This window comes from uncultured Ruegeria sp., from assembly GCF_947500045.1.
GTDB lineage: Bacteria > Pseudomonadota > Alphaproteobacteria > Rhodobacterales > Rhodobacteraceae > Ruegeria.
Window position 1 is genome coordinate 54,888 of the sequence record NZ_CANMQQ010000003.1, and the last position, 26,421, is coordinate 81,308.

Below are 26,421 nucleotides of genomic sequence, written 5' to 3' on the forward strand. Positions count from 1 at the left end.
TACCATCGCTTGACGGCATGCTGTATGCGGTTTGAAAATGCGGAATCATATTGAACGGGAATGAGTTATGTCGAAAGCAGAACAGCGCGCGCAGATGTCCGATGGCGCAGGATTTATCGCAGCACTGGATCAAAGCGGCGGTTCCACCCCGAAAGCACTGGCATTATATGGCGTCGACGCCTCAGACTATTCATCTGATGAAGAGATGTTCGGCGAAATTCAGAAAATGCGCGCGCGGATCATTCTGGCCCACGATTTCACCAAGGACAAAGTAATCGGCGCGATCCTGTTTGAACGGACACTGGGCGAAGAAATCAACGGTAAGAAGGTCGCAGACTACCTGTGGTCAGAGAAAAACATTGTCCCGTTTCTGAAAATCGACAAAGGGCTTGAGGATCAGGCGAACGGCGTTCAGTTGATGAAACCGATCCCGGGTCTGGCTGATACGTTGTCCAAATCGGAAGACGTTTTCGGGACCAAAGAACGCTCAGTCATTCACGAAGCCAACGCACAGGGCATCGCTGATGTTGTTGCGCAGCAATTTGACGTAGCACGCGTGGTCACCGATGCGGGCATGGTCCCGATTGTCGAGCCCGAGGTGAACATCCATTCGGAAACCAAAGCTGAGGCTGAAGATATCCTGAAATCGGAAATCCTGAAGAACCTCGATCAGCTTGCTGAAGGCCAGGAAGTGATGCTGAAACTGACCATCCCAAACCAGGCCAACCTATATGACGAACTGGCCGACCACCCGCGCGTCCTGCGCGTCGTTGCGTTGTCTGGTGGTTATTCGACTGAACAAGCCTGCGATTTGCTCAGCAAGAACGGCAAGATGATTGCCTCTTTCTCGCGCGCTCTGACCGAAGGGTTGTCCAAGCAGCAATCTGATGCGGAATTCAACGCAGCGCTTGGTAGCAATATCGACAATATCTACCGCGCTTCGATCTGAACGCAGGCAGCTTTATTCGGGCTTGATGAAATCGCGGCGCAACTGCGCCGCTTTTTCGCGCATGGCGCATCCAATGGCATGATCGTTGATCAACCCCATGGCCTGCATGAACGCAAACACGGTTGTGGGGCCCACGAATTTCCAGCCACGTTTCTTCAGGTCTTTTGACATCGCAATAGATTCCGCCGAAGTAGATGCGGTTTGTGGGGCAAGAGGCATCTCGGCCTCATACTTCCAGACATAAGCGGCCAGAGATCCGTGGGTTGCGATCAACTCTTGTACGCGGCGGGCGTTGTTGATCACAGCTTCGATTTTACCACGATGACGTACGATACCTTTGTCGTTCAAAAGTCGCTCGACATCGGGATCAGAAAACTCTGCGATCTTGTTGAAATCAAAGTTACAAAACGCGGCTCTGAAGTTTTCACGCTTGGACAATATGGTGCGCCAGCTTAGACCTGACTGAAAGCTTTCAAGGCACAACTTCTCAAAAAGACGTCGATCGTCGGAAACTGGATATCCCCATTCGTTGTCATGATATTCGAAGAACTCAGGCGTGGCGTTACACCACGCGCATCTTGGATTTCCATCTGGGCCGGTTGCCAAATCGCTCATGGGTGTACCCTTTTTGTTCTTATCGAGGGTAAACGACGCTGATGGCATAAATCAAGTGATCAATCAGCCTGTCGATACCAATCTAGAATGAAGACACGAATGGCCGATGCCAAGCCGGTTTCCGGATCACGTTCCGCATCAATATTGGCCGCCAATACATTGATCGGAAGCTCTTTTTCACGAGCAATTTCGCGGAAGGCTTGCCAGAATTCATCTTCAAGCGAAACCGATGTTCGATGACCCTGCAATGTCAGAGAGCGTTTGATGGGGCGGCCGCTCATTCTTCGACCTTATGACCATCAAGATCACGACGCTGCCGGTCCTGTTCCAGATTCACAACTGTCTTGTTTGCTTTTGTTTGCCCATGCTTGGCAGCATTGGTTTCGGCGCGAGCCTTTTTTTCGGCCCGCGCTTTTTCTTTTCGGTACCGGTTCAGGTTTACCGGTTTGCCCATTACCGCTCCTTTGGACCGATCATATGTTCCGGGCGCACGACGGCGTCGAACGTATCTTCATCTACAAATCCCAGCGCTATCGCTTCTTCTTTTAGGGTGGTGCCGTTTTTGTGCGCCGTTTTGGCGACGGTGGTGGCATTATCGTACCCGATGGTCGGCGCCAGCGCGGTTACAAGCATCAACGATTCCATCATCAGCTTTTCGATGCGCGGCTCATTCGCTTTGATTCCCAGCAGCATGCGTTCGGTAAAGCTGTCGGTTGCATCGCCAAGCAACTGTATCGATTGAAGCAGATTATAGGACATCATCGGGTTGTAGACGTTCAACTGGAAGTGACCTTGCGATCCAGCAAATTTGATCGCGGCATCGTTGCCCATCACATGGGCTGCAACCTGAGTCAAAGCTTCGGCCTGTGTCGGGTTCACTTTCCCGGGCATGATCGACGAACCTGGTTCGTTTTCGGGAAGAATGAGTTCGCCTAGACCAGAACGGGGGCCAGAGCCCAGCAAGCGGATATCGTTGGCAATTTTGTAACTTGATCCGGCGATGGTGGCGAGTGCACCAGACAGGAATACCATCGCGTCATGGGCTGCCAATGCCTCGAACTTGTTAGGTGCGGTGACAAATGGCAGGCCTGTAATCTCGGCCATATTGGCCGCGACAGCTTCATCCCAACCGTGATGTGTATTCAGACCAGTGCCGACTGCGGTGCCACCCTGTGCCAGTTCATAAATACCCGGCATCGATGCCTCGACCCGCGCGATGCCCTGACGAATCTGATGTGCGTAAGCGCCGAATTCTTGTTCCAGCGTCAGGGGCGTCGCATCCTGTGTATGAGTGCGACCGATCTTGATGATGCCAGCAAATTCAGCAGCTTTCTGTTCTAACGCATCGGCAAACTTGTTCAGACCGGGCAGCAGGACGTCACGAACACTGACTGCGGTGGCAATGTGCATCGCTGTTGGGAAAGTGTCGTTTGAAGACTGGCCCATATTGCAATGATCATTCGGATGCACGGGATCTTTCGAGCCAATCACACCGCCCAGGATCTCAATCGCACGGTTCGCGATCACTTCGTTCGAGTTCATGTTCGACTGCGTGCCAGATCCAGTCTGCCAGACGACCAGAGGGAAGTTGTCGTCGAACTTGCCCTCAATAACTTCGCCCGCAGCTTGAATGATTGCGTCGGCGATCCTGGCGTCCAGCTTACCGATGGCCTTGTTTTCCATAGCGCATGCTTTTTTGATCACACCCAGCGCGCGTACGATGGCGACAGGCTGCTTCTCCCAGCCGATGGGAAAGTTCATGATCGAGCGCTGGGTCTGCGCCCCCCAATATTTGTCGGCAGGAACCTCAAGCGGGCCAAAGCTGTCGGATTCGGTACGGGTTTGGGACATCGGTCGCTCCGTCTGGTATGCAGTCGTATGCCGTTTACCCGCAGCAAGGCTGTGGCGCAATCGGCCAGTTGCGCGCACCTTAAACTCGGGCTGAACAAAGGTATAGACACAGCGCCGCACCAAATAATTTCTGTTAGCGAAAACAGTGCCATTGTACGTCGGCGGGCTAAGGTTAGAATAAGGACATATCAACGGAGGCAGCCATGCGCGTATCACTTTTGAAAAGACCCCTGTATGCGTACGCATTGGCTTTTGCCATGTGTATTTGGCTCGCTGCACTTGTGCAGCAAGCACACGCCACGGGGATTGAACCTTTTGTAGGGGATTACACAGGATCAGCTGAGGTTGTTGATTCAGATGGAACTTCGACCCCTCGGGATATGAGTGTGTCGATCCATGAAATCAAAAGTGGTTTCAATGTAAGCTGGACGACCACGACGTATAAAGCCGACGGACGTATCAAGGATGAGGAATACTCAGTCGATTTCCAAAGCTCAGATCGTAACGACGTTTATTCAGCAGCAATGAAACGTAACGTGTTTGGCCACGAAGTCCCGCTTGATCCGATGAAAGGTGAACCGTTTGTCTGGGGGCGGATTGAAGGGAACACCCTGACGGTGTTTTCGTTGTTCATAGCTGAAAACGGCGGTTACGAGCTGCAGCAGTTCGACCGGACACTGGCGGAAGGCGGGTTGAACCTGTCATTCTCGCGGTTCCGAGATGGAGTTAAATCACGCTCGGTCGAAACATTCCTGAAAAAAGAATAAACCCCGCATCGCGCGGGGCAAATTCGAGTTATTTTCGGAAACTATCCAGTGAAACCACATCTGCATCTTGATGGGGTTCCTGCTCTTCGGCTTCAAGCTCGATGGCGGCTTCTTCGGTCACGTAGTCCTCTTCTTCCTCATCTTCAGGGCTTTCGAAGCGCAGGCCGAATTCAACCGAAGGGTCTACGAAGGTTTTGATCGCCAGATAAGGAATGTACAGCGGTTCAGGCGCGTCACCGAAATTCAGAGTGATCGAAAACCCGTCATCTCCGACTTCAAGATTTTCGAACCAATGCTGCATGACAATCGTCATTTCACCCGGATAGCGATCTCTTAGCCAATCGGCCAGTTCGGCGCCCTCATATCGTGTATCAAAGGTGATAAAGAAATGATGCGCACCGGGCAGGCCGGTTTCGGACACGTCGGTAAGGACGGTCTTGATCAGGCCACGCATGGCCGTATGCATCAAATTCCCGTAGTCGATGTCTTGCGACATGTTTGATCCTCGAAAGTGGTTAATTCCAGCATAGCCCATTCGAACGGAAACGAAAGACCGTGCTGGGCTGTATTGATTACAAAAACTGCAACCCGATTCCAGCCAAAGCCATAAAACCGAGTGTGGTCGCTAGACCGGATTTCATGCGGAATATCAACAGGCCCGCCACGATCGTCAGCACCAGCGCCTTGATATCAAGCGTTGTCAGGTCGGGCAGGGGTATGGAGACCGGACCCCAGTGCCATCCAGGAATGCTGTTGAACAGGACATTCAGGCCGAACCACACGGAAAGGTTGAGAATCACTCCGACCACGGCGGCAGTGATTCCTCGCAATGCAGCCCCAAGGCGCGGGCGCGCGGAGATTCTATCCAGATGTGGCGCTGCCAGAAAAATCCACAGGAAGCAGGGCACAAAGGTGGCCCACAACGCGACCAGACCTGCCGCCAGCGCAAGAGAAGTGCCCCCGGCAATCTGTCCGCTGAGCATGGCCACAAATTGTGTCACCAGGATCAGTGGGCCGGGCGTGGTTTCTGCCAACCCAAGCGCGTCGATCATCTGGTCCGTGCTGATCCAGTGATAGTTGTCGACGACAGTCTGGGTCATGTAAGCCAGCACCGCGTAGGCGCCACCAAAGGTGACCACCGCGAGACGGGCAAAGAACCAGCCCAGATCGCTGAGCAGCTCTTGCCCGGTCAGATGCAGCACAATCAACGGCCCCAACCAAAGAATGAGCCAGAACACCGCTGTTCGAACGGGTTTCTCAAGGCTGGGGCTTGTGGCGACGGTTGTTGGCGCGTGCTCTTTTGAGGTGGCATACCCCCATATCGCGGCGCAGAGGATAATCAACGGGAATGGAAGGTTGAATACAAAAATCCCCAAAAAGGCGAGGCCCGCGATCACCCGATGTTCGACATCCGTCAACGCTTTGTTCGAAAGGTTTCGCAGAGCTTGGAGAACAATAATGATGACGGTGGCTTTGATGCCCAAAAAGCCAGCCTGAACCAGAGGTAAAGTGCCGAATGCCGCATAGAGTGAGACAAGAACGGCAATCACCATCGCGCCCGGCAGCACAAACAAACTGCCGGCGATCAACCCTCCGGTCACGCCGCGCAGTCGCCAACCCGCGTATGTGGCCAACTGCATGGCTTCGGGACCTGGCAACAACATGCACAGCGAAAGCGCACGCAGATAGGTTTGCTCGTCCAGCCAGGGGCGTTTTTCCACCAACTCCTGATGCATCAGCGAGATCTGCGCTGCGGGCCCGCCGAAGGACAACAGGCCAATGCGCCCAAAGACCCTGATCAGCTCACGAAATGAAGGGGTCATTGACCGTGACCTGCAGGCCAATCATGCGTTTCTTCCGATCCATCCCGCGCCCAACGGTAGAGCGCATCATAGAGGTGCAATCCAGCCTCCAATTGCTGATGATCGTCCCGATACTGGCGCGATAGCCCGACCGATATGGCCAACAGCCCAGCAGCTTCGGGCGCTGTGTCGTGCTGGTTCGTATCCGCCGCACGTACGATTGTGGCCATGCGGTTCAACGGATCGGAATGCAGAGTGAACTCGTCCAGCATCGTATCAAACGTGCATTTATCGCCGCGATGGCTCCAATGCGTGCCTTCGACATCAAAGGGGATAGCCCCGAAATGTTCGGCAACGCCCTGAATTTCACCCGGTGCGACAAAGAGAAACCGCGCGCGCGCGTCAACAAACCTGCGGATTAACCAAGGGCATGCGATGCGATCGATCTTGGGGCGATGCCGTGTCACCCAAAGCGTATGACCGCCTACAGGGGCGGGCAGGGCAGAAACGGGCACAGATTGCGCACCCGCCATGTCATGCCATCCGAACATTCCGCCCTCTAGATATTCAGCGGTTACGCCATCAGCCTGTAGCCAGGAAACAACTCCTTGGCTTAGTTTTTTGCCTTTCTGGCAAATCACGACACAAGGCCGATCATCGGACAGTTTCTTGATACCAGCTACATCGTCATGGGAATGATGGACTGCCCCAGGGATGAGGCAGGGATCATCTTTGAAATCTGCATCCGTGCGGACATCAATAAGTGCAGGGGCCTGAGGTGTTCCAATCAGGCGTAAAAGTTGTCGGGGTGTAATTGCATTGGGGGCAGCCATTGCATGTTTCCTTGTTGCTTTGGATACATGCGAACTTGGGCTGCCGCCTCACGGGGTGTTCGCAAGCCTACCCCATGAACATCTGCTAGCGTGCAAATGCAGGATGGGTCAAGCTTTCGGTTGTGATTATCCGGCCCAGTCCAATCTTTGCCCGGTCATGCATACCGGAAGGGTATCCTGCGGAAACTGTCCAAGCTGTTCGAAAAGGGAAACAAAATCGAACTGGTTATAGGCCTCTACCATTTGTTCACCCTTGAACCGCGCCATGACTTGGCCAGTCGCCGTGACTGGGGCACCATTGTCCGCGCGAAAGGTCTTGAGGTGAATAAAGGCGCTGACCCAATCGCCGCTTTCCATAATCTTCGGCATTTCGACAGTTATTTCACCCAAGATATGGCGGAATGCCGTGACCAGGTCGCGAAAATCGTCGCCATCCATTTGCATCTCAGGAATGAGCCCTTCCGTGGTGATGTCAGGGGTAAAAAACTGGTCGATTGCGTCGGTGTTGCCCTGTTCCCAAACCTCGGAATACCAGGTACGAAGCATTTCTGCGTTGGTCATAGCGGCCTCCTGTCTTTTGAATGTGACGATGGGGCACAGGCCTAAATAAACCGTGAACAAAATCTGACATCTTGTTCAGATTACGCGCAATACTGGGGGGAATATGCAGGTTTCTGTTGCCAGGTACCTGCGAACCCCGCCTTACGCGGCTAGGCGCAAGGGCTTAAGTTTCGGTCTTGCTACTGCTTACGCAGCAACTGCAACCGGAGCACGATTGTCATTTGCAATTGTACTTTTCGGGCCGATACGGTGGCACCCCGCCGAGACAAAGCTAACCCCTTTAGACGTTCGTCGATCCTATTTCGGCCCCATGATCCCCAAATGAGGGATGTTGGTGGAGCCGCCGGGTACCGCCCCCGGGTCCGATCCGCTTATTACGAGCGCGTTTATGTCCATAGTCCCGAAGGACATCACATATATAAGTGAGGCCGCGGCAGGATGCAAACTCGATTTACGGGATAAAGGACAGTTGCGTTTCAATAAGTTATGACGCTCTGTTCAAGTTGGCCAGGATTAGCCAGATAGCGAGAACAAGTTCGATTCCACCAAATATCAGTGCTTTGGCCAAAGGTGGGTGATCAACAAACACGGAAACAAACCGACCCAGCGCCGCGCCAGCGTAGACAATGCCCAACATCGCATAAGCCATCGGATTGTTGAGCAACAACGCGGCCAAGCCGGTTACGACGAATAATCCGCCCACTGATGCGCGCATCTCGCTAAGGCCCATGGTGCTTTTGGTCGGGGCCAGATCCAGCGCGTTGGCTGTAAATGCGGGGGCAAGAAGCCCAAAAAGACCAAAGCCAATCGTCAGCAATGCGGCAATCACGTTCAGGGCTGTGGTCATCTTAACCTCATGTCACTGTTTTTGCGTTCTTTTGTTATGCCGGTTTGCGCCGCTTCTCGGCCACGTCCTGAGCCAGCTGCCTTGTATAAACTTCAAGCTTTACCAGTGCCGCGTCGACCTTACGGGCGTCCTGCGTTTCCAAAGCGTCTGCGATGGCGGTGTGTAGCGCAATGATCTGTTCGCGAGAACGCGCGGTGAAGGTGATCATGTTCATCAGAGGCTGCATCGCCTCAACAGCGCCAGCCAGTTGATACGACAAAACCGGATTGCCTGCGCCGTCCACCAACGCGCGATGAAAGGCGACGTCCGAAGCGCAGAAGGCTTCATCAGTTAAACCGGGCTGTGCCTGTCGAAAAATCTCGGCCCGCATTGTGGCGAGTTGATCCGCTGTTCGACGCTGCGCCGACAGTGGTGCGCAGGCGCGCTCCAACGCATAGCGCGCCTCACACGCGGTGTCGAAATTGACTGCGTTCATAGACAGCAACAGCGTCGAGGTTGTAACCTGCTGGGAGTAGGCGTCCTCAAAGCTCAGGCGATTCACGAAAGCACCGCCCGTTGCGCCGCGTTGTGTACGGATCAGCGATTGCGCCGCCAGCCGCTTGAGCGCCTCGCGAACTGTCGGGCGTGAAACTTTGAACTGATCGGCAAGCTCGGATTCTGAAGGCAAACGCTCATCAACGATCAGTTGGCCCGAGATGATGGCATCCCGGATCGCTTGGGCGATTTGTGCTGACAGATCGGCAGAACTCTGGGGATCAATTTTCATGGTCATTTACGTTGGCAGACAATTTTTATTTGTCTGACATTTAAAAGTCTGACATTTGAAATGCAAGCGAGTCGAGTCGGGAGGAGCAAGTGAGTCGCCCAGTATTTCGCAGCGCAGTTTGGTTGGGTTTTTACATCCTGATCCTTTGGTCGTGGTGGATGATGTTCCAAATGAGCCGCGACATGGACCTGGACTGGATTGGCCGCCCCGGCCCGATCGGGCAGGCCATGGCGGCAATGGACCCGCGCATGGACATGTACATGCCCATGGCAGAGTTCGCCCCGCTGTTCTGGATGTGGGCGATCATGATGGCCGCGATGATGTTGCCGACTTTGGTGCCGACTTTGCGCAGCTATGATGATCTGATTCGTAGCGCGAACGGAACACGGGCAGGGTGGCTGGGTGTGTTGCTGGGGTATTTCCTTGTTTGGGTTGGATTTGCTTCGGTGATCACGGGGTTGCAACTGGCGCTCTTGTTTGGCGGCGCGATCGATATGCTGGGTATTGCAAAGTCCCCCTATCTGGCAGCTGGCCTTCTTATGGTTGTCGGGGCCTTCCAGTTTACCCGCGCGAAAGAGGTCTGTCATGGCGTTTGCCACGCACCGATGACCTATTTCCTTGGGCACTGGAGAACCGGCTTTGCAGGAGGAATGCGCATGGGGCTGGGGCTGGGAGCCTTCTGCGTCGGATGCTGTTGGGGATTTATGGCCTTAGGCTTTGTCGGCGGCGTCATGAGCCTGTTGTGGATGGGATTGGCGACCTTGTTCATGGTTTTTGAGAAACTACCCCAGATCGGGCACGCGGTGACCCGACCCATGGGGTTTGTCCTAATATCGGGTGGATTGGCGTTGCTTGTTCATCACATTGCTTACGGAGGATAAGTCGATGGCTAAGAACAGAAAACCGAATGCAGACAAGCTGCCGGTCAGTCAGAGAATTGACAGCAGGATGCCAAATCCCAAGCGACGTGAGATGAGCCCGACAAATTGGGCAGTGAAGGGTGAGTTGATCCTGAACTGTTCCTGCGACGTGTTCTGCCCATGCGTGGTTTCGCTGGGCGCGCACCCTCCGACCGAAGGGCATTGCCATGCGTGGATGGGCATCATCATCGATGAGGGCCATTTTGAGGGCGAAGATCTGTCGGGCCTAAACGTCGGGCTGCTGGTCGATATCCCGGGCCGTATGGGCGAAGGTCAGTGGAAAGTCGCAGCCTATGTGGACGAGCGCGCCAGCGGAAAGGCCTATAACGGTCTGCTGCAAATATTCAGCGGTCAGGCGGGTGGAACCACCGGGTTGTTCACCATGCTGGTCAGCGAGATCATCGGGGCCGAGCGTGCTCCGGTCGTGATCGAACGTGACGGCACCAAGCGCCGCATCGTGATCGGGCGCAAGATTCAGGGCGAGATTGAGATGCTAACAGGCAAGGACCCTGAGCATCCGGTGATGGTTTCGAACTCGAAATATTGGATGGGCCCCGACATTATCGTGGCCAGGGGCACCAAATCCAAGGTCCGCGACTATGGTCGTGTGTGGGATTTCGGTGGCAAATCGGCCGAGATTTGTCCCATCAACTGGCACGGGCCAAAGTGATGATTACCGGTGCCTACGCCCGTGAGATGGCGCGCTATAGTCACTGGCAAAACAATCAGTTGAAGGGCTTTCTTCGGGCTCTTCCAAGTGAAGAGCTTGTGCGGAATCGCAGTGCCTTCTTTGGATCAATCATGGGGACGGCCAATCACCTGCTTTGGGGGGATTGGATCTGGATATCCCGGTTTGACAAAGGTCCGGGGCCAGGTGGTGGAATTCCTGACAGCGTCTCGATTTGCACAGGGATGGCAGACTGGATGCCGTTGCGTGATACTATCGACGCTCGGATCACCAGATGGGCCGACACATTGGGTGATACCGAATTAAGCGGTTCATTCACTTGGTACTCGGCAGCAAAAGAAGCCGATGTGGCAAAGCCTTATGTGCAATGTGTGATCCATATGTTCAATCATCAAACCCACCATCGCGGACAGTTGCATCAGATGCTGACCGAAGCAGGCTCTGAAGCGCCGGTCAGTGATCTTGTCTTTCTGCCAGAGGATGTCTGACATGGCAGCCATTGTGCCAAACCGACGTGTGCGCAAAACCCCATTTACACCGGGTGTCGAGGCCGAAGGGGTTAAGGGGTACACGGTTTACAATCACACGCTGCTGGCAACGGTCTTCGATAGTGTTGAAGCCGATGCGGCCCATTTGAAACAGCATGTGCAGGTCTGGGATGTCTCATGTGAAAGACAGGTTCAGATCAAGGGTCCGGATGCACTGCAGTTAATGAAGATGCTCAGCCCACGAGATTTGGACCGGATGCAGGCGGATCAGTGTTATTATGTGCCGATTGTGGATCACAATGGCGGTATGCTGAACGATCCGGTCGCGATCAAACTGGCAGACGACCACTATTGGTTGTCCGTTGCTGATGGTGATCTTTGGCAATTTGTCCTGGGCATCGTGATCGCGTTGGGTCTGAACGTCGAAATTACAGAGCCGGACGTGTTTCCGCTCGCTGTGCAAGGCCCCAAAGCGAATGATCTGATGGCTCGTATTTTCGGCGATGACGTCAGAGACATTAAATTCTTCCGATACAAACGCTTGGCCTTCGAAGATACATCATTCGTCGTCGCCAGATCGGGTTGGTCCAAACAAGGTGGATTCGAGATTTATGTTGAAGGGGCGGATTATGGAATGCCGCTCTGGAATACGCTGTTTGCCAATGGGCGCGACCTGAATGTGCAGGCGGGGTGCCCCAACGGAATTGAGCGGATAGAAAGCGGTCTGTTGAGTTTTGGATCAGACATGCGGCGCGAGAATACTCCTTATGAATGCGGGCTTGCCCGTTTTTGCAATTCTCCGCTGGATTATATCGGGAAGGCCGCGCTTGTGGATCAGGCCGCGAATGGACCACCTCGGCAAATTCGTCCGCTTGTCATTGATGGCACGATCGGTCCGTGTACCGAATCTTGGCCCTTGCGGGCCAACGGGAGCCAGGTCGGTCAGGTAGCCTCGGCAGCGTATTCGCCGGAGTTTGGAGTGAATGTTGCCATCGGAATGGTCGACCGTTCGCATTGGGATCCCGGTACGCGGATCGAGGTTATGACCGAACACGGAATGCGGTGGGCCGAAGTGCAAGAGACGTTCTGGCGCTGAACCCTGAATTCGAAGTTATGGCCGTTTAAGGCAATAGAAGGAGATAGGTTATGTTTAATGCACTACTCGTTGAAAAGGATGAGGAAAGTGGCCTCGCAGCCGCATCGGTCAAGCAAATATCGCCGGACGCATTGCCTGATGGTGAAGTGACCGTGTCTGTTAATTACTCGACAGTGAACTACAAGGACGGATTGTGCATGTCACCCAAGGGTGGCGGTCTGGTGCGCAGCTATCCGCATATTCCCGGCGTCGATTATGCAGGCACGGTCGAGCAATCAAGCGATGAGCGCTATAAACCGGGCGATAAGGTCGTCTTGACTGGCTGGCGCGTGGGTGAGGCGCATTGGGGCGGATATTCCCAAAAAGCAAACGCCCGCGCAGACTGGTTGGTCCCATTGCCGCAAGGGATTGATACACGGCAGGCAATGGCGGTCGGGACTGCTGGGTTTACCGCCATGCTTGCCGTTATGGCGCTGGAAGATCACGGTTTGCAACCGGGCCATGGCCCGGTGCTGGTCACAGGTGCCGCGGGTGGTGTCGGCTCGGTAGCGACCGCCATTCTGGCACATCTGGGTTATGAGGTTGCGGCAGTAACCGGACGCCCAGAAACGGCTGATTACCTTAAGTCTTTGGGCGCAACCACAATCGTTCCACGCGACGAGTTGAACGAGACCACCAAGCGTCCATTGGAAAGTGAGACCTGGGCAGGGTGCATTGATGCGGTTGGCGGGGCCATGCTTGCCCGTGTGCTGGGGCAGATGAAATATGGCGCGTCTGTTGCTGCAGTTGGCCTTGCCGGAGGTGCCGGCTTGCCTGCAACTGTAATCCCATTCCTGCTGCGTGGTGTGAACCTTTTGGGCATCGACAGTGTCATGCAACCCTACGACAACCGCGTCCGCGCCTGGAAGCGTATCGCGACGGATCTGCCAATGGATAAGCTTGAGGCGATGATTCATCCGGCAATCCTGTCTGACTTGCCACAGTTGGGTGCGGATATTCTTCAAGGACAGGTCAAGGGTCGGGTCGTGGTTGACGTGAACGCCTGACCTCGTTGGAGGCAAGAAAAAACGGCCGGACCGGGTTTCCGACCATTCTTGGGTGTTTGGAATAGGGGAATGCCGGAAACAGTTCTGGTCATTGCGACAATTCGTGACCAAGATTGCTATACATCCCAATTGTGATGGCTTAAGACCCATCAGAACATCACTTGAAGACGGGGAGTGAGCAGCATGTCTGATGATTTCGAACTTGATACCGATGACTTGAAACGCCGCATGGATGGCGCGATGGCCAACCTCAGAACCGAATTTGCCTCGCTGCGGACCGGACGGGCGTCAGCCTCGATGCTGGAACCCGTTATGGTTGACGCTTATGGCGCAATGACGCCAATCAATCAGGTGGGCACTGTCAATGTCCCAGAACCGCGAATGGTTACCGTGAATGTTTGGGACAAAGGCCTTGTAGGTAAGGTTGAAAAAGCGATCCGAGAAAGTGGTCTGGGGATCAATCCACAGTTGAACGGCACAATCATCATGTTGCCGATTCCCGAACTGAACGAGGAACGTCGCCGCGAGCTGGGTAAGGTCGCGGGTCAATATGCGGAAAACGCGCGGGTTTCGATCCGCAACGTACGCCGTGATGGGATGGACCAGATCAAGAAAGCCAAAGCTGACGGTATATCCGAAGATGACCAGAAATTCTGGGAGGCTGAAGTGCAGGAATTGACTGACACGATGATCAAAGTCGTCGACGAGGCGCTTGAAACCAAACAAGCCGAGATTATGCAGGTCTGAGTTTCGGTGATGCCTAAGGACCCCCATACCCCTCCGCTTGCCGGACCACGTCATGTGGCAATCATAATGGATGGAAACGGCCGTTGGGCGCAGGCGCGCGGGCGGCCTCGGCTTTTTGGCCATCATGCGGGCGCGCGCCGCGTTCGCGACGTGGTCGAGGCCTGTCCGGGGCTTGGGATCAAATATCTGACGATCTTTGCGTTTTCGACGGAAAACTGGAAACGAACACAGGTTGAAGTCGCCGGTTTGATGAGCCTGTTCCGCCGCTATATCATCAAAGAGACCAACACGTTAAGGGATAACGGTATCCGGGTTCGCTTTATCGGTGATCGTGTGCGTCTGGATGCCAAGCTGATCGAGCTTATGGATACGCTAGAACGTGAGACACAGCACAATGACCTGGTCCATCTGACGGTCGCCCTGAACTATGGCGGCCGGGATGAAGTGGCCCGCGCCACCAAGCGTTTGGCGCGTGATGTGGCCGATGGCGTGTTGCGCCCCGAAGATGTGGACGAGGAAACTCTGCCCAAATATCTCGATACGCGTGTTCTGCCAGACCCCGATCTGGTGATCCGCACCAGTGGCGAGGCGCGGATTTCGAATTTCCTTCTGTGGCAGTCGGCTTATTCCGAATACGAATTCATAGATACGTTGTGGCCTGACTTTACTGCCGCAGAATTGGAACGCTTGTGCCACAACTACGGATCACGTGAACGGCGGTTTGGAGCGGTTCCAGCATGAGTGACGGCCGATGGTCTGATCTGACTGCTCGGGTATTGTCAGCGACGGTTCTGGTGGTCATAGCAGCCATCGAAGTATGGCTGGGCGGATTGTGGTTTGAAGCATTCATCGCGACCGCCTGCGGATTGATGATCTGGGAACTGGTCCGGATGATAGATCCTCAGCGGAGTGGGGTTGCGATTCAGCTGGCAATCCTGACCGGCGTCGCGGTTGTTCTGAGCTATCACCTGCCAGTGCTTTATAAGCTGCCTTGCTTAATCGCCCCTGCGTTGGTTGGTGCCGGACAGATCAGTCGCGCGCGTGGCACATATGTCTTGTTTGCGATTTGGATCGCGACGTCGGGGCTGGGTTTTGTCTCGATTCGCGAGACTTTGGGCTTTGGTTGGATGGTCTGGTTGATCATGGTCGTTGTTGCGACGGATGTCGCTGGGTACTTTGTGGGCAAGACATTCGGCGGACCTAAATTTTGGCCAAAAGTCAGCCCTAAGAAGACGTGGTCTGGAACTGTCGGGGGATGGGTCGCCGCAGCTTTGGTAGGTGCAGTTTTTGCCTCGTACGCCGGTTTTGGTGTGGCTTTCGTGCTGGTGTCGGTTCTGGCCTCGATGGCCAGTCAGGCGGGTGACATCATCGAAAGCGCCACCAAACGCGGGTTTGGGGTTAAGGACAGTTCAAATCTGATACCGGGCCATGGTGGTTTTCTGGACCGGTTCGACGGGATGATGGGCGCATCGGTCTTTGTCCTGCTTGCAGGGCTGATTTACGCGCCCGGAGGCATGTGATGCGAAAGGTATCCATTTTTGGCGCGACGGGATCGGTTGGGCAGAATACGCTCGACCTGATCTCAAGAAATCCTGATGCCTATGACGTGGTCGCGCTGACTGGCGGCGGCAATATTGCACAATTGGCAGAAGATGCGGTGCATTTTGGGGCCGACGTGGCGGTGACGGCATTTGACGATCGGTTGGATGATCTGCGTTCCGCGTTGGCTGGCAGCCGCGTGCAAGCGGCCGCAGGGCAGGCGGCCTTAATCGAGGCGGGCGCGCGCCCTGCCGATTGGGTGATGTCTGCTATTGTTGGATCGGCAGGCCTTGCACCTGGGATTGAGGCCCTGAAACAAGGCGCCACACTGGCACTAGCGAACAAGGAAACGCTGGTTTGTGCGGGGCCACTGGTATTAGAGACCGCTCGGACGCATGGCGCCACGCTGCTACCTGTAGACAGTGAACATTCGGCGGTCTTTCAGTCGCTTGTTGGCGAAGATATCGCAAGCGTCGAACGGATCATTATCACCGCAAGCGGCGGTGCGTTTCGGGAGTGGCCACTTCGCGATCTGGCGACAGCGACGGTTGAACAAGCGTCTAGCCATCCGAACTGGAACATGGGGCAGCGGATCACAATTGATAGCGCTTCAATGTTTAACAAGGCGCTGGAAGTTATAGAAACTAAAGAATACTTCGGTATCGAACCGTCACGCATCGAAGTTCTGGTGCACCCCGAGTCTATCGTGCACGCGCTGGTCGGCTTTCGGGACGGAGCCTTGATGGCGCATCTGGGAGCGCCCGATATGCGCCATGCCATCGGTTACGCTCTGCACTGGCCCGAGCGGCTTGATCTACCCGTTGCAAGGCTTGATCTGGCTCAGTTGGGGCAGTTGCGTTTTCACGCACCTGATGAAGCCCGCTATCCCGCCTTGCGTCTGGCGCGCGAGGTGATGCAACGCGGCGGCCTGTCTGGTGCGATTTTCAACGCCGCCAAAGAGCGGGCGTTGGATCACTTTATTGGACGCCGTATCCGGTTTCTGGATATGGCCGACGCGGTTTCGGCCGTGTTAGAGCGGTTTGAGGCCACAGATGGCCTTATTGATGCGCCTTTGACCCTTGATAATGTACAGCAAACGGACCATCTCGCACGGCAGTGGGTCGATGAAACCGTATTGGAACGAGCAGGATAAAATCTTTGGACATACTCTCTTTGATCCCGCAATTTGGCAATCTTCTTTACACGATAGCTGCCTTTGTTATTGCGCTTTCAGTGATTGTCGCTGTGCATGAATACGGACATTACATTGTCGGACGTTGGTCAGGCATTCATGCCGAAGTGTTCTCGATCGGATTTGGTCCTGTTCTTTGGAGCCGCATCGACAAGCGCGGCACGCGCTGGCAAGTCGCGTTGTTACCATTTGGTGGTTACGTCAAGTTTTTGGGGGATGCCAATGCCGCGTCTGGTAAAGACGAGGACGCGATAAATGAAATCGTCGAGCAGAGCCCGGAAGAGCTGCGCCGAACCATGCATGGTGCCCCGCTATGGGCGCGAACGGCTACGGTTGCCGCAGGACCAATTTTCAACTTTGCAATGTCGATCCTGGTATTTGGACTTGTCTACTGGTCGCAAGGGGTGTCGCGCGAGCCGCTGACCGTCGGCGCTCTGCAGCCGCTTCCCGGAGTGGAGCAGGGACTGTTGGAAGGCGACGAGATTGTTGCCATCGCAGGCGTTCCGACACCAGATTTCGATCATGCCGGCGGTTGGTCGGATTTCGTGGATGCTTTGCCCGTCCAACCTGCGCTGGATTATACTGTTATCCGCGACGGTGAGACCATCGATGTATCAGCCCCATGGCTGTTTCCCGCATTGATCCAACAGGTTACGCCGCGAAGTGCCGCGATGGATATTCAGTTGCAGCAGGGCGACGTCATCACCGCTGTCGACGGGGATCCAATTTTCAACTTCGAACAGCTGAAGGAACGCGTCGAAAGCTCGGATGGGCGCGTGTTGCTTCTGGATGTGTGGCGAAACGGTGCGGAGCTTGAGTTCGCGCTCGCCCCCAGACGGACAGACGAGCCCAAAGCTGATGGCGGCTTTGTTACCCATTGGCGGATCGGTATCATCAGAGGGATGATGTTCGAACCTCAGACCGTTCGGGCGGGTATCTGGGATTCGGTCAAAACCGGATTTGCTCAGACAGGCCGCATCATCGAGGGGTCATTGTCTGGTATGTGGCATATGATTACCGGCGCGATCAGTACTTGCAATATCTCTGGGCCAATTGGCATCGCCGAAACGTCCGGTGCGATGGCCAGTCAGGGTGCGCAGAACTTCATCTTCTTTATTGCTGTTTTGTCCACGGCGGTCGGCTTGCTGAACTTGTTTCCCATTCCGGCGCTCGATGGCGGGCATTTGGTGTTTTATGCGTATGAAGCGGTGTCAGGAAAACCGCCCAGCGATAACGCATTGCGTATTTTGATGGGGATTGGAATTACCCTGATCCTCTCATTGATGATCTTCTCGGTTAGCAACGATCTGTTCTGCTGAATATGGCGGGACAGGCATCGTTTGGACGCAATATTGCCGTAATTCGAGCGTATGTTCATAGGTATCTTTCTATGAGCGAGCTTGAGAGCTATGACCAAAACGTTTCAGAGATCTTATCAAAGTTTCAGTGTCCTGTTTCAGTTGAATTGGGATGTATTTCTTAGCTTTGGCGTGACCGCTTTGGCACTGGCTGTGGGCGGATATCTCGTCGGTTTGTGATTCTCCCGATCAAGCCTAGGAAAAACACGGCGGCCCGGTGGGCCGTTTTTTTGTGTTTGGTCTTTTGACATGGGTCTTCAATCGGGCTACTCAGCAGCTAAAGGCTGAGAATTCTGGGTAGTGACAAAAATGACTGATTGCAGGGGCACGGGCACATTCTGCGGCGCTCGAGGACAGAAAAACAACATTTTGTGGCAGGCACTAGCGCTCTTTTTTCTCTTTGCTACACCGGGTTTGCTGATAATACCGCAGCCCGCGCAAGCGCAATCCTACACGATCAACCGCTTCGAAGTTGAGGGGAATCGACGGATCGAAACCTCGACGATCATCGCCCGAACGGGAATCGAACCGGGCCAGACCGTAAGCGCCGGACAGATCAACGACGCTTTTCAGCGTTTGCTTGACAGTGGTGTTTTTGAAACAGTTGAACTGACGCCGCGCGGTAATACTCTGGTTATTGCCGTCGAAGAATACCCAACAATTAATCAGATCAGCATCGAAGGAAATCGCCGCGTCAAGGATGACGTGCTTCTTGAGGCGATCTCGTCCCAAACACGTCGTGTTTTTACACCCCAAGTGGCTGAAGCAGACGCAGACCTGATCGCTGAAATCTATTCGGCGCAGGGCAGGGTATCAGCCACTGTGATCCCGCGCATCATCCGCCGCAACGACAACCGGGTGGATTTGGTTTTCGAAGTTGCTGAAGGCACAACGATCGAGGTTGAACGCGTCAGCTTTGTCGGCAACCGCGCCTATTCGGATCGCCGCCTGCGCCGCGTTCTTGAAACCAAGCAAGCCAACATTCTGCGGACTTTCCTGCGGGGTGACACGTTCATTGCAGACCGCATTGAATTCGATAAGCAGGTGATCCGCGATTTCTATCTGTCACGTGGTTATATCGATTTCCGGGTAAACAGCGCTAACGTGGAATTCACGCGCGAACGCGATGCATTCTTCCTGGTTATGAACGTCACCGAAGGTCAGAAATTTGCCTTTGGTCAGATTTCGACCGTAAGTGAAATCCCTGGTGTCGATCCGGCGCCGTATCAGGCCGCGTTGAAGGTTAAACCCGGCGTGATCTATTCACCTACTGTGGTCGAAAACTCAATTGCCCGGCTCGAGCGTCTAGGCCTGAAGCAGGGTGTTGATTTTCTCAGGGTTGAACCTCGGGTAACGCGTAATCCGCGTGACCTGACGCTGGATGTTCAGTTCGTGCTAACCCGTGGCCCGCGTATTTTCGTCGAACGTATCGACATTGAAGGGAACACAACGACTCTCGACCGGGTGATCCGCCGTCAGTTCGACACAGTCGAAGGTGACCCGTTCAACCCAAGGGAAATTCGCCAAAGTGCCGAGCGCATTCGCGCGCTTGGCTTCTTCTCGAACGCTGATGTCGAAACCCGCGAAGGGTCATCGCCCAGTCAGGTCATCGTTGATGTGGACGTCGAGGAACAACCAACCGGTTCACTCAGCCTTGGCGGCAGCTACTCGGTCTCAGATGGTTTCGGGATCGCAATCGGATTGAACGAATCCAATTTCCTGGGCCGGGGTCAAAACCTTGGGGTTACGCTGTCTACAGCACAGGACTCTGAGCAGTATACGATCAACTTTACCGAACCATATCTTTTGGGACGGAAGCTGCGTTTTGATCTGGGTTTGGGCCTCGCAAGTACCAACTCAAGCTTTGCAAGCTACGATACCAAGACCGTATTCTTCAATCCGCAGGTCAGCTATGCCATCGGCGAGCTTTCGGCGCTGCGGCTGCGTTACGGCTGGAACCAAAGCGAAATGACTCAGCAAAACAATGAGTCAAACGGCGCTGTGATTGCCTCGGAAATCGCTCAGGGCAAGCGGACGACCAGCTCGATCGGTATCTCTTATGTGTACGATAGCCGACTGGGTGGATTGAATCCCAATGCGGGCGTTCTTCTGGAATTAGGCGTTGATGCTGCCGGATTGGGCGGTGACAATGAATATATCAAATCAACAGCCCGTGCGATTGCACAGAAACGCGTGTTGAATGAAGAGGTTGTGCTGCGTGCGACGCTGGAGCTTGGTGCGCTCAACTGGACCGGGGACGATTTCAGCCGGACCCTTGATCGATTTGTGCTGGGCCCGAATACATTCCGAGGTTTCGAACCTGCCGGTCTGGGTCCGCGCGATCTGTCGAACGGCCAGGATGATGCCATCGGCGGCAACTACTACTGGGTTGCGCGCTTTGAATCCGATTTCCCCTTGGGCCTACCGGAAGAGCTTGGTTTGCGGGGCGGCGTATTCTATGACGTGGGTAACCTCTACAACATCAATAACGTGGACACTTCGGGTGCTGACATCGTCGGCGCCGGTGGATCGATCCGCCATGTTGTGGGTGTCTCAGTTCTGTGGACCACGCCATTTGGTCCCCTGCGCTTCAACTTCTCCAAAGCGCTCAAGAAAGAAGAATTCGACAACGAACAGACCTTTGACCTGACCATTCAGGCACAGTTCTGATCATCGGATGATAGCCAGCGTGATGGATAAACTGCAGGGCCCACTTCGGGCCCTGTGTGTTTGGCTGGTGCTGTTGGTACCAATGCCACTGATGGCGCAACAGTTGGGCGTACCGCAAACGGATGTACTGACCGTTTCCAGTGAACGCCTTTTTGCCAACTCTCGTTTTGGCCAGCGCATCTTTCGCGAGATCGAGGCTGAGAGCGCCCTTTTAGCCGATGAGAATGAGCTTATCGTCGCGCAGCTCAGCAAAGAAGAAAGAGACCTGACCGAGAAACGGGCCGAGCTGTCCGCCGACGAATTCCGCCCCTTGGCTGAGGCATTCGATGAAAAAGTCCAGTCGCACCGTGACGGCCAGCGTGCGAAACTTGATGCTTTGGCGCGGCGCGGGGAAGAGGCACGCAACCAGTTTTTCGAAATGGCACAACCGGTGTTGATCGAACTTCTGCGCGAATATGGGGCTTCGGTTGTTATCGAACGGGCCAACGTCGTTCTCAGCTCTGGTGCGTCAGATATCACCGAAGCGGCGATCGCCCGGATAGATGCCGCAATTGGTGACGGGTCGACATTAGAAAACACCAATGACGAATAGGCTGACTTGCCCTTAAGTGCGGGTATTGCTAACCACATTTGAAAGAGACATCCAGAACAGGACATCCGCACAATGACCACGGAAACCAAGAGCGCCGACATTCAGCTGATTCAGCGTATATTGCCGCATCGCTATCCGTTTTTGCTGGTCGATAAGGTTGTGGAAATAGATGGTTATCAATCGGCGGTTGGCATCAAGAATGTCACTATGAATGAGCCGCACTTTCAGGGCCATTTCCCAGGCACTCCGATCATGCCGGGTGTTACCATAGTCGAAGCGATGGCGCAGACTGCCGGGGTTATGCTGGGCGTCGGCATGGATGTGATCGACAGCGAGTTGCTGATTTATTTCATGAACATCGACAAGTGCAAGTTTCGCCGCAAAGTGGTGCCCGGAGACGTTCTTGAGATGCATGTCGAAACCGTGCGCGGCAAGAAGGGTGGCAAGATCTTCAAATTTAGCGGTCGTGCGACTGTTGACGGAGAAGTCGCCGCCGAGGCTGAGTTCTCGGCCTATGTCGATTGGGACATGGAAAAAACGACATGAGCGGTATTCATCCCAGCGCAATCATCGAAGAGGGGGCGCAGATAGGGCAGGGCTGTACCATCGGGCCGTTCTGTCACGTCGGTCCACAGGTTCGCTTGGGCGACCGAGTGGAACTTAAATCCCATGTTATTGTCACCGGAGCTACCTCGATCGGTGATGATACGGTGATTTTCAGCTTTGCCGTTGTCGGAGAAATCCCACAAGACAAGAAATTTGGTGGCGAAAACACACGTCTTGAGATCGGTGAACGCAACCGCATTCGCGAGCATGTGACCATCAATACCGGAACAGATGGTGGCGGTGGCGTCACCCGGATCGGTGATGATTGCTTGCTGATGGCGGGTGTCCATGTGGCGCATGATGTGCAGATCGGCAACCGCGTCATCCTGGTCAACCACGCGGGTGCAGCTGGTCACTGCATCATCGAGGATGACGTCATCGTCGGTGGTATCTCGGGTCTGCATCAGTTTGTGCGCGTTGGTCGTGGTGCCATCATTGGTGCACTGACCATGGTCCCGAATGATGTGATTCCCTATGGTCTGGTTCAAGCACCGCGCGGAGAGCTGGATGGTTTGAATCTGGTTGGGTTGAAACGGCGCGGCGTAACGCGCGAGGATATCTCGGCACTGCGGGCAGCTTTCAAAGAACTATCCGAAGGCGACGGAACTTTCATGGATCGGGCCAACCGGTTGGGTGAGGATGCCGACAACGAATATGTTCGCCAGATTGTCGATTTTGTGACGGGAAATACAGATCGTTCTTTCCTGACCCCGAGGAAGTAAGACCATGCTGGCGCTGATTGCGGGAACAGGGGCGTTACCGGATGAGGTGGTCGCGTGCTTGCAAAACCGCCCGCTGGTGTGTGCGTTGGAAGGGTTCGAGCCCGATACGCTAACCGTCGATGTTGTCTTTCCGCTTGAGAAACTGGGCAGTTTTATCGCCGATCTTAAGGCGCGCGGTGTGACCGAGATTTGTATGGCCGGTGCGGTACGCCGCCCAACCGTTAACCCCGCGCGCATTGATGCCGCGACGATGCCGTTGGTCCCGATCTTGCAAAAAGCCATAATGGCCGGTGATGACGGTGCTTTGCGCGCGGTTATAGGTATCTTCGAGGACGCGGATCTGACTGTACGCGCGGCCCATGAAATCGCACCGGATTTGTTGCCGCCTCTTGGTACGCTGACCGACGCACAGCCTTCAGACACCGATTATGCAGATGCAGACCGTGCAGCAGGCATCCTGCACAGCATGGGGGCTGCAGATATCGGTCAGGCCTGTGTTGTGTTGAAGGGACAGGCACTGGCGATTGAGGGCATCTATGGCACCGCCTGGATGTTGCAGTCTTTGACACAACGCCCCGACGCAGGTGGGGGCATTCTGTTCAAAGGTCCAAAACCTGATCAGGACCGGCGCGCGGATATGCCCGCAATCGGTCCTGATACTGTGTCGGGTGCAGTTGCGGCAGGTCTTTCAGGGATCGTCATTGAGAAGGGCGGCGTCATCGTCTTGCAACAGGACCGTGTCGTTGAGGAATGCAATCGCCTCGGCTTGTTCCTTTCTGTCCGCGAGCGCACGGTCTGATGCGTGTTTTTCTGGTCGCCGGAGAACCTTCGGGCGACCGGTTAGGGGCCGCGTTGATGGAAGGTCTGCAAACCCTCGTGCCAGAGGTACAGTTTGATGGGGTCGGTGGACCGCTGATGCAGGCGCGGGGTCTGGCCAGCCGTTTTCCCATGTCTGAACTCAGTGTTATGGGTTTGGTCGAGGTTTTGCCCAAGTTCTTTCACCTAAAACGCCGTATTGCAGAGACCGCTCAGGCCGTTCTGGATACGCAGCCAGATGTATTGATCACCATCGACAGTCCGGATTTCTCGCTCCGAGTGGCCAAGCTGGTGAAAGCCTCCAGCAGTATTCGTACCGTCCACTATGTTGCGCCCAGTGTTTGGGCATGGCGACCCGGACGGGCGGACAAGATGGCCAAGGTAATTGACCACGTTCTTGCACTGTTGCCGTTTGAACCGCCCTACATGGAACGGGCGGGGATGGAGTGTGACTTTGTCGGCCATCCCGTTGTTAACGAACCGATCGCGTCCAACCAAGACGTCGAGAAATTTCGCGCGGATCATGATCTTGGCGACGCGCCTATCATCCTCGCGCTTCCCGGCTCTCGGCGAGGTGAGGTCGAACGTTTGGCACCGATATTTGGTGCGGCTCTTGATAGTTTCCTGAATGATCGCCCCGAGACGCGTGTGGTGGTGCCAGCGGTTGCGCATATGGTTGATGCGGTTGCCGAGCAGGTTCGGGACTGGCATGGCCGCCCGATAGTAATCGATCCGCGGGAATTGCCCTCGGACGACGCGCAGGCACAGAAGCGGGCGGGTTTTGCGGCGGCTGATCTTGCGCTTGCTGCATCCGGTACGGTCTCATTAGAGCTGGCGGCACAGGCGACACCGATGGTGATAGCCTACAATCTGAATTGGCTGACCACGCTGATCGCGAAGCGCATGGTCAAGCTCGATACGGTCACGCTGGTCAATCTGGTCTCGGATACCCACGCGGTACCTGAATGCCTGCTGGATGACTGCCAGCCGGACAAGATTGCCGCAGCCTTGGAACAGGTTGCCGCCACACCAGATGCTCAACATCAGGCTATGGCAACAACGATGGAGCGTCTTGGCCGGGGCGGAGAAGCTCCGGGCCTGCGTGCGGCAAGGGCTATTCTAGACAGAATGAACGCGTGATGTTTGATCATGTAATCTTTGCGGCGTCTGCTTTCATGGCGCAGGTGTTGACGAACCTCGACAATCTTGCGGCGCTTGTTGCGCTTATGATGGTTTCAGGCCCGCGCAGGACCGTGGCGGGGTTCCTGCTGGCCCAGATTATGATCATCACTGCCGCCTTGTTGCTGGCCTTGGGTGTCGATGACGTGGTGCCACATTGGGCGGGTTATCTGGGCGTGATCCCGCTGGGCCTTGGGTTGATCGGAATAGCTCGTCAATTCCGGGGTGCAGAGACCGAGGAGACACCGCGCATTTCATCGGGTGCCTCGACCTTCATCACCATGCTGCTGTTCATAAGCCTGTCGATGGACACCTTCGCAGTTCTGGCGCCACTCTTGGCAGACTCGGCCCCGAGCTATCGGATTGCGGGTGTCGCAGGCGCCGTGGCAGCGGCGCTGACACTAACCTTGCTTGGGCTGTTGGGCGCGCGTTCCCCGATTATGACCGGCGGGTTTGCTCAACGGCTTGAAAAGCTGGTGCCCTACGTGATGGTTTGCGCGGGAATTTATATCCTCAGCAACTCATGGACCGACGCGATTTAGTAACCGCGCCAGATCCAGCCGCCTCCAAAGATGCGGCTTCCACCGGTTTCGTAAAACACACAAGCCTGCCCCGGAGAGATACCTTCTTCAGGTGTCAGCAACTCAACCTCGGCAGTTGTATCCGACAGAGGCCGAATGATCGCTTCACGCGGTGGGCGGGTTGAGCGGACCTTGACCGACACCTGCCATTCATCCCGAGAGGTGAAGGGTTCGTCGCCAAGCCAGTTGATTTCGCGCACAGGAACAGTCCGGGTGGCCAGCATCTCTTTGGGGCCGACGACAACTTGTTTCTTGTCCACATCCAGCTTGACCACGTACAGAGGTTCGCTGAGGCCGCCGATACCAAGCCCGCGGCGCTGACCGATCGTGTAGTGGATCACACCGTTGTGCTGGGCAAGAACACGGCCGTCCGCATGCACAATCTCGCCCGGATCTACGGCACCGGGGCGCAGCTTTTCAATAACGCTGGCATAGTTGCCATCGGGTACAAAACAGATGTCCTGACTGTCCGGCTTATCTGCGACGGCCAGCCCGTATTGCGCGGCCATTTCGCGCGTGGCGTCCTTGGACGGCAGATGGCCCAGAGGAAAGCGCAGAAAATCCAGCTGCTCAGGGGTAGTTGAGAACAGGAAATAGGATTGATCGCGGTTTGCATCCTCGGCGCTATGAAGTTCGGCCCCATCTGGGCCCATCTTGCGCTGGATATAGTGACCGGTGGCCATGCAATCGGCTTCAAGGTCCTTGGCGGTTTCCAACAGGTCCTTAAACTTCACACGCTCATTGCAGCGGATACAGGGCACCGGGGTCGCCCCGGCCAGATAACTGTCGGCGAATTCATCGATCACGGCATCCTTGAAGATATTCTCGTAATCCAGAACGTAATGCGGGAAGCCGCGCTCTTCTGCCACGCGGCGTGCATCGTGGATGTCGATTCCCGCGCAGCACGCTCCTTTTTTGGCCAGCGCCGCACCGTGGTCGTATAATTGCAGCGTCACCCCCACGACATCATATCCCTGATCCGCCAGGTAAGCCGCCACAACGGAACTGTCGACACCACCAGACATGGCCACGACTACCCGCGTTTCCGAGGGCGGTTTGGCAAAGCCAAGCGAGTTGAGCGGGGTCTCGATATCGAGGGCCATCTACGGTTCCAGTCCGGGTTAAGAAAGACCGGCAGAATATAAGAAAATTCTACACACTCTCAAGGGGCAGTTTCACACCCTTTTAAG

At 55.1% G+C, this 26,421-nt stretch carries 30 protein-coding genes and 1 other RNA gene; 19 read left to right on the forward strand and 12 right to left on the reverse strand.

The window, feature by feature from the left end; translation table 11 throughout:
• Nucleotides 1-67 precede the first annotated feature (67 nt).
• Nucleotides 68-949: a fructose bisphosphate aldolase gene (locus Q1B46_RS06095; protein ID WP_299945890.1), complete on the forward strand. Its 882-nt coding sequence runs from the start codon at nt 68-70 to the stop codon at nt 947-949.
• A 12-nt stretch (nt 950-961) separates the two neighbouring features.
• Here Q1B46_RS06095 and Q1B46_RS06100 read toward each other — a convergent pair whose 3' ends face one another.
• Genes Q1B46_RS06100 through fumC form a run of 4 tightly spaced genes read right to left on the reverse strand, consistent with a single transcriptional unit; the run spans nt 962 to nt 3,415 of the window.
• Nucleotides 962-1,564, reverse strand: coding sequence for a DNA-3-methyladenine glycosylase I (locus Q1B46_RS06100; RefSeq protein WP_299945893.1), 603 nt, complete (start codon nt 1,562-1,564; stop codon nt 962-964).
• 59 nt (nt 1,565-1,623) lie between these two features.
• On the reverse strand, nt 1,624-1,845 hold the full coding sequence (locus Q1B46_RS06105; RefSeq protein ID WP_299945896.1) for a ribbon-helix-helix domain-containing protein: 222 nt from the start codon (nt 1,843-1,845) through the stop codon (nt 1,624-1,626).
• Entirely contained in the window at nt 1,842-2,018 is a 177-nt protein-coding gene (locus Q1B46_RS06110; RefSeq protein ID WP_299945898.1) for a DUF4169 family protein, read from the reverse strand. Before Q1B46_RS06110 ends, Q1B46_RS06105 begins: the two co-directional genes overlap by 4 nt.
• Nucleotides 2,018-3,415, reverse strand: a complete 1,398-nt coding sequence (gene fumC, locus Q1B46_RS06115) for a class II fumarate hydratase (RefSeq protein WP_299945900.1) — start codon at nt 3,413-3,415, stop codon at nt 2,018-2,020. Before fumC ends, Q1B46_RS06110 begins: the two co-directional genes overlap by 1 nt.
• A 203-nt stretch (nt 3,416-3,618) precedes the next feature.
• On the opposite strand from fumC, the gene Q1B46_RS06120 reads away from it, so the two are divergent.
• The gene (locus Q1B46_RS06120) at nt 3,619-4,182 is read left to right on the forward strand and encodes a hypothetical protein (RefSeq protein ID WP_299945904.1); all 564 of its coding nucleotides are present in this window, start codon (nt 3,619-3,621) and stop codon (nt 4,180-4,182) included.
• A 28-nt stretch (nt 4,183-4,210) separates the two neighbouring features.
• Here the strand turns inward: Q1B46_RS06120 and Q1B46_RS06125 are convergent, their stop codons facing one another.
• From Q1B46_RS06125 to Q1B46_RS06155, 7 genes are all read right to left on the reverse strand, one after another.
• The gene (locus tag Q1B46_RS06125) at nt 4,211-4,678 is read right to left on the reverse strand and encodes a ClpXP protease specificity-enhancing factor SspB (RefSeq protein WP_299945906.1); all 468 of its coding nucleotides are present in this window, start codon (nt 4,676-4,678) and stop codon (nt 4,211-4,213) included.
• A 76-nt stretch (nt 4,679-4,754) separates the two neighbouring features.
• Nucleotides 4,755-6,005, reverse strand: coding sequence for a chromate efflux transporter (chrA, locus tag Q1B46_RS06130; RefSeq protein ID WP_299945909.1), 1,251 nt, complete (start codon nt 6,003-6,005; stop codon nt 4,755-4,757).
• Nucleotides 6,002-6,817, reverse strand: coding sequence for a sulfurtransferase/chromate resistance protein (locus Q1B46_RS06135; RefSeq protein WP_299945911.1), 816 nt, complete (start codon nt 6,815-6,817; stop codon nt 6,002-6,004). Before Q1B46_RS06135 ends, chrA begins: the two co-directional genes overlap by 4 nt.
• 126 nt (nt 6,818-6,943) lie before the next feature.
• Complete coding sequence (locus tag Q1B46_RS06140) at nt 6,944-7,378, reverse strand: ester cyclase (protein ID WP_299945913.1); 435 nt, start codon at nt 7,376-7,378, stop codon at nt 6,944-6,946.
• Between the two features lie 102 nt (nt 7,379-7,480).
• Nucleotides 7,481-7,826, reverse strand: a transfer-messenger RNA (tmRNA) gene (gene ssrA, locus Q1B46_RS06145).
• A gap of 36 nt (nt 7,827-7,862) precedes the next feature.
• Complete coding sequence (locus Q1B46_RS06150; RefSeq protein ID WP_299945915.1) at nt 7,863-8,225, reverse strand: DUF4345 family protein; 363 nt, start codon at nt 8,223-8,225, stop codon at nt 7,863-7,865.
• Nucleotides 8,226-8,259: 34 nt separating this feature from the next.
• The gene (locus Q1B46_RS06155) at nt 8,260-8,991 is read right to left on the reverse strand and encodes a FadR/GntR family transcriptional regulator (protein ID WP_299945917.1); all 732 of its coding nucleotides are present in this window, start codon (nt 8,989-8,991) and stop codon (nt 8,260-8,262) included.
• A gap of 89 nt (nt 8,992-9,080) precedes the next feature.
• On the opposite strand from Q1B46_RS06155, the gene Q1B46_RS06160 reads away from it, so the two are divergent.
• The 17 genes from Q1B46_RS06160 (at nt 9,081) to Q1B46_RS06240 (ending at nt 25,192) form a co-directional block, all read left to right on the forward strand.
• Complete coding sequence (locus Q1B46_RS06160; protein ID WP_299945919.1) at nt 9,081-9,872, forward strand: DUF2182 domain-containing protein; 792 nt, start codon at nt 9,081-9,083, stop codon at nt 9,870-9,872.
• Between the two features lie 4 nt (nt 9,873-9,876).
• Entirely contained in the window at nt 9,877-10,581 is a 705-nt protein-coding gene (locus tag Q1B46_RS06165) for a DUF1326 domain-containing protein (protein WP_299945921.1), read from the forward strand.
• The gene (locus Q1B46_RS06170) at nt 10,581-11,087 is read left to right on the forward strand and encodes a DinB family protein (protein WP_299945923.1); all 507 of its coding nucleotides are present in this window, start codon (nt 10,581-10,583) and stop codon (nt 11,085-11,087) included. Before Q1B46_RS06165 ends, Q1B46_RS06170 begins: the two co-directional genes overlap by 1 nt.
• A 1-nt stretch (nt 11,088) precedes the next feature.
• Nucleotides 11,089-12,183 carry a dimethylsulfoniopropionate demethylase gene (locus Q1B46_RS06175; protein WP_299945925.1) on the forward strand — a complete coding sequence of 365 codons (1,095 nt, stop codon included), beginning with the start codon at nt 11,089-11,091 and terminating at the stop codon, nt 12,181-12,183.
• Nucleotides 12,184-12,233: 50 nt separating this feature from the next.
• Nucleotides 12,234-13,229 (forward strand): acryloyl-CoA reductase, encoded by a 996-nt coding sequence (acuI, locus tag Q1B46_RS06180; protein ID WP_299945926.1) that lies wholly within the window; start codon nt 12,234-12,236, stop codon nt 13,227-13,229.
• A gap of 183 nt (nt 13,230-13,412) precedes the next feature.
• Nucleotides 13,413-13,976, forward strand: coding sequence for a ribosome recycling factor (frr, locus tag Q1B46_RS06185; protein ID WP_299945928.1), 564 nt, complete (start codon nt 13,413-13,415; stop codon nt 13,974-13,976).
• 9 nt (nt 13,977-13,985) lie between these two features.
• Nucleotides 13,986-14,717: a polyprenyl diphosphate synthase gene (gene uppS, locus Q1B46_RS06190; protein ID WP_299660172.1), complete on the forward strand. Its 732-nt coding sequence runs from the start codon at nt 13,986-13,988 to the stop codon at nt 14,715-14,717.
• On the forward strand, nt 14,714-15,496 hold the full coding sequence (locus Q1B46_RS06195) for a phosphatidate cytidylyltransferase (protein WP_299945931.1): 783 nt from the start codon (nt 14,714-14,716) through the stop codon (nt 15,494-15,496). Before uppS ends, Q1B46_RS06195 begins: the two co-directional genes overlap by 4 nt.
• Nucleotides 15,496-16,668, forward strand: a complete 1,173-nt coding sequence (gene dxr / locus Q1B46_RS06200) for a 1-deoxy-D-xylulose-5-phosphate reductoisomerase (protein ID WP_299945934.1) — start codon at nt 15,496-15,498, stop codon at nt 16,666-16,668. Before Q1B46_RS06195 ends, dxr begins: the two co-directional genes overlap by 1 nt.
• A 5-nt stretch (nt 16,669-16,673) precedes the next feature.
• Nucleotides 16,674-18,026 (forward strand): RIP metalloprotease RseP, encoded by a 1,353-nt coding sequence (gene rseP / locus Q1B46_RS06205; protein WP_299945937.1) that lies wholly within the window; start codon nt 16,674-16,676, stop codon nt 18,024-18,026.
• 348 nt (nt 18,027-18,374) lie between these two features.
• Nucleotides 18,375-20,735: an outer membrane protein assembly factor BamA gene (bamA, locus tag Q1B46_RS06210; protein WP_299945940.1), complete on the forward strand. Its 2,361-nt coding sequence runs from the start codon at nt 18,375-18,377 to the stop codon at nt 20,733-20,735.
• A 22-nt stretch (nt 20,736-20,757) separates the two neighbouring features.
• Nucleotides 20,758-21,327 carry an OmpH family outer membrane protein gene (locus Q1B46_RS06215; RefSeq protein WP_299945942.1) on the forward strand — a complete coding sequence of 190 codons (570 nt, stop codon included), beginning with the start codon at nt 20,758-20,760 and terminating at the stop codon, nt 21,325-21,327.
• Between the two features lie 72 nt (nt 21,328-21,399).
• The gene (gene fabZ, locus Q1B46_RS06220) at nt 21,400-21,873 is read left to right on the forward strand and encodes a 3-hydroxyacyl-ACP dehydratase FabZ (RefSeq protein ID WP_299660187.1); all 474 of its coding nucleotides are present in this window, start codon (nt 21,400-21,402) and stop codon (nt 21,871-21,873) included.
• A complete protein-coding gene (gene lpxA / locus Q1B46_RS06225) occupies nt 21,870-22,655 on the forward strand; it encodes an acyl-ACP--UDP-N-acetylglucosamine O-acyltransferase (RefSeq protein WP_299945945.1) in 786 nt (261 codons plus the stop codon). Before fabZ ends, lpxA begins: the two co-directional genes overlap by 4 nt.
• 4 nt (nt 22,656-22,659) lie before the next feature.
• Complete coding sequence (lpxI, locus tag Q1B46_RS06230) at nt 22,660-23,454, forward strand: UDP-2,3-diacylglucosamine diphosphatase LpxI (RefSeq protein WP_299945948.1); 795 nt, start codon at nt 22,660-22,662, stop codon at nt 23,452-23,454.
• Nucleotides 23,454-24,611, forward strand: a complete 1,158-nt coding sequence (gene lpxB / locus Q1B46_RS06235) for a lipid-A-disaccharide synthase (protein WP_299945951.1) — start codon at nt 23,454-23,456, stop codon at nt 24,609-24,611. Before lpxI ends, lpxB begins: the two co-directional genes overlap by 1 nt.
• The gene (locus tag Q1B46_RS06240) at nt 24,611-25,192 is read left to right on the forward strand and encodes a hypothetical protein (RefSeq protein ID WP_299660199.1); all 582 of its coding nucleotides are present in this window, start codon (nt 24,611-24,613) and stop codon (nt 25,190-25,192) included. Before lpxB ends, Q1B46_RS06240 begins: the two co-directional genes overlap by 1 nt.
• Here the strand turns inward: Q1B46_RS06240 and mnmA are convergent.
• On the reverse strand, nt 25,189-26,334 hold the full coding sequence (mnmA, locus tag Q1B46_RS06245; protein ID WP_299945954.1) for a tRNA 2-thiouridine(34) synthase MnmA: 1,146 nt from the start codon (nt 26,332-26,334) through the stop codon (nt 25,189-25,191). The two genes, Q1B46_RS06240 and mnmA, sit on opposite strands and share 4 nt — an antisense overlap.
• Between the last annotated feature and the right edge of the window lie 87 nt (nt 26,335-26,421).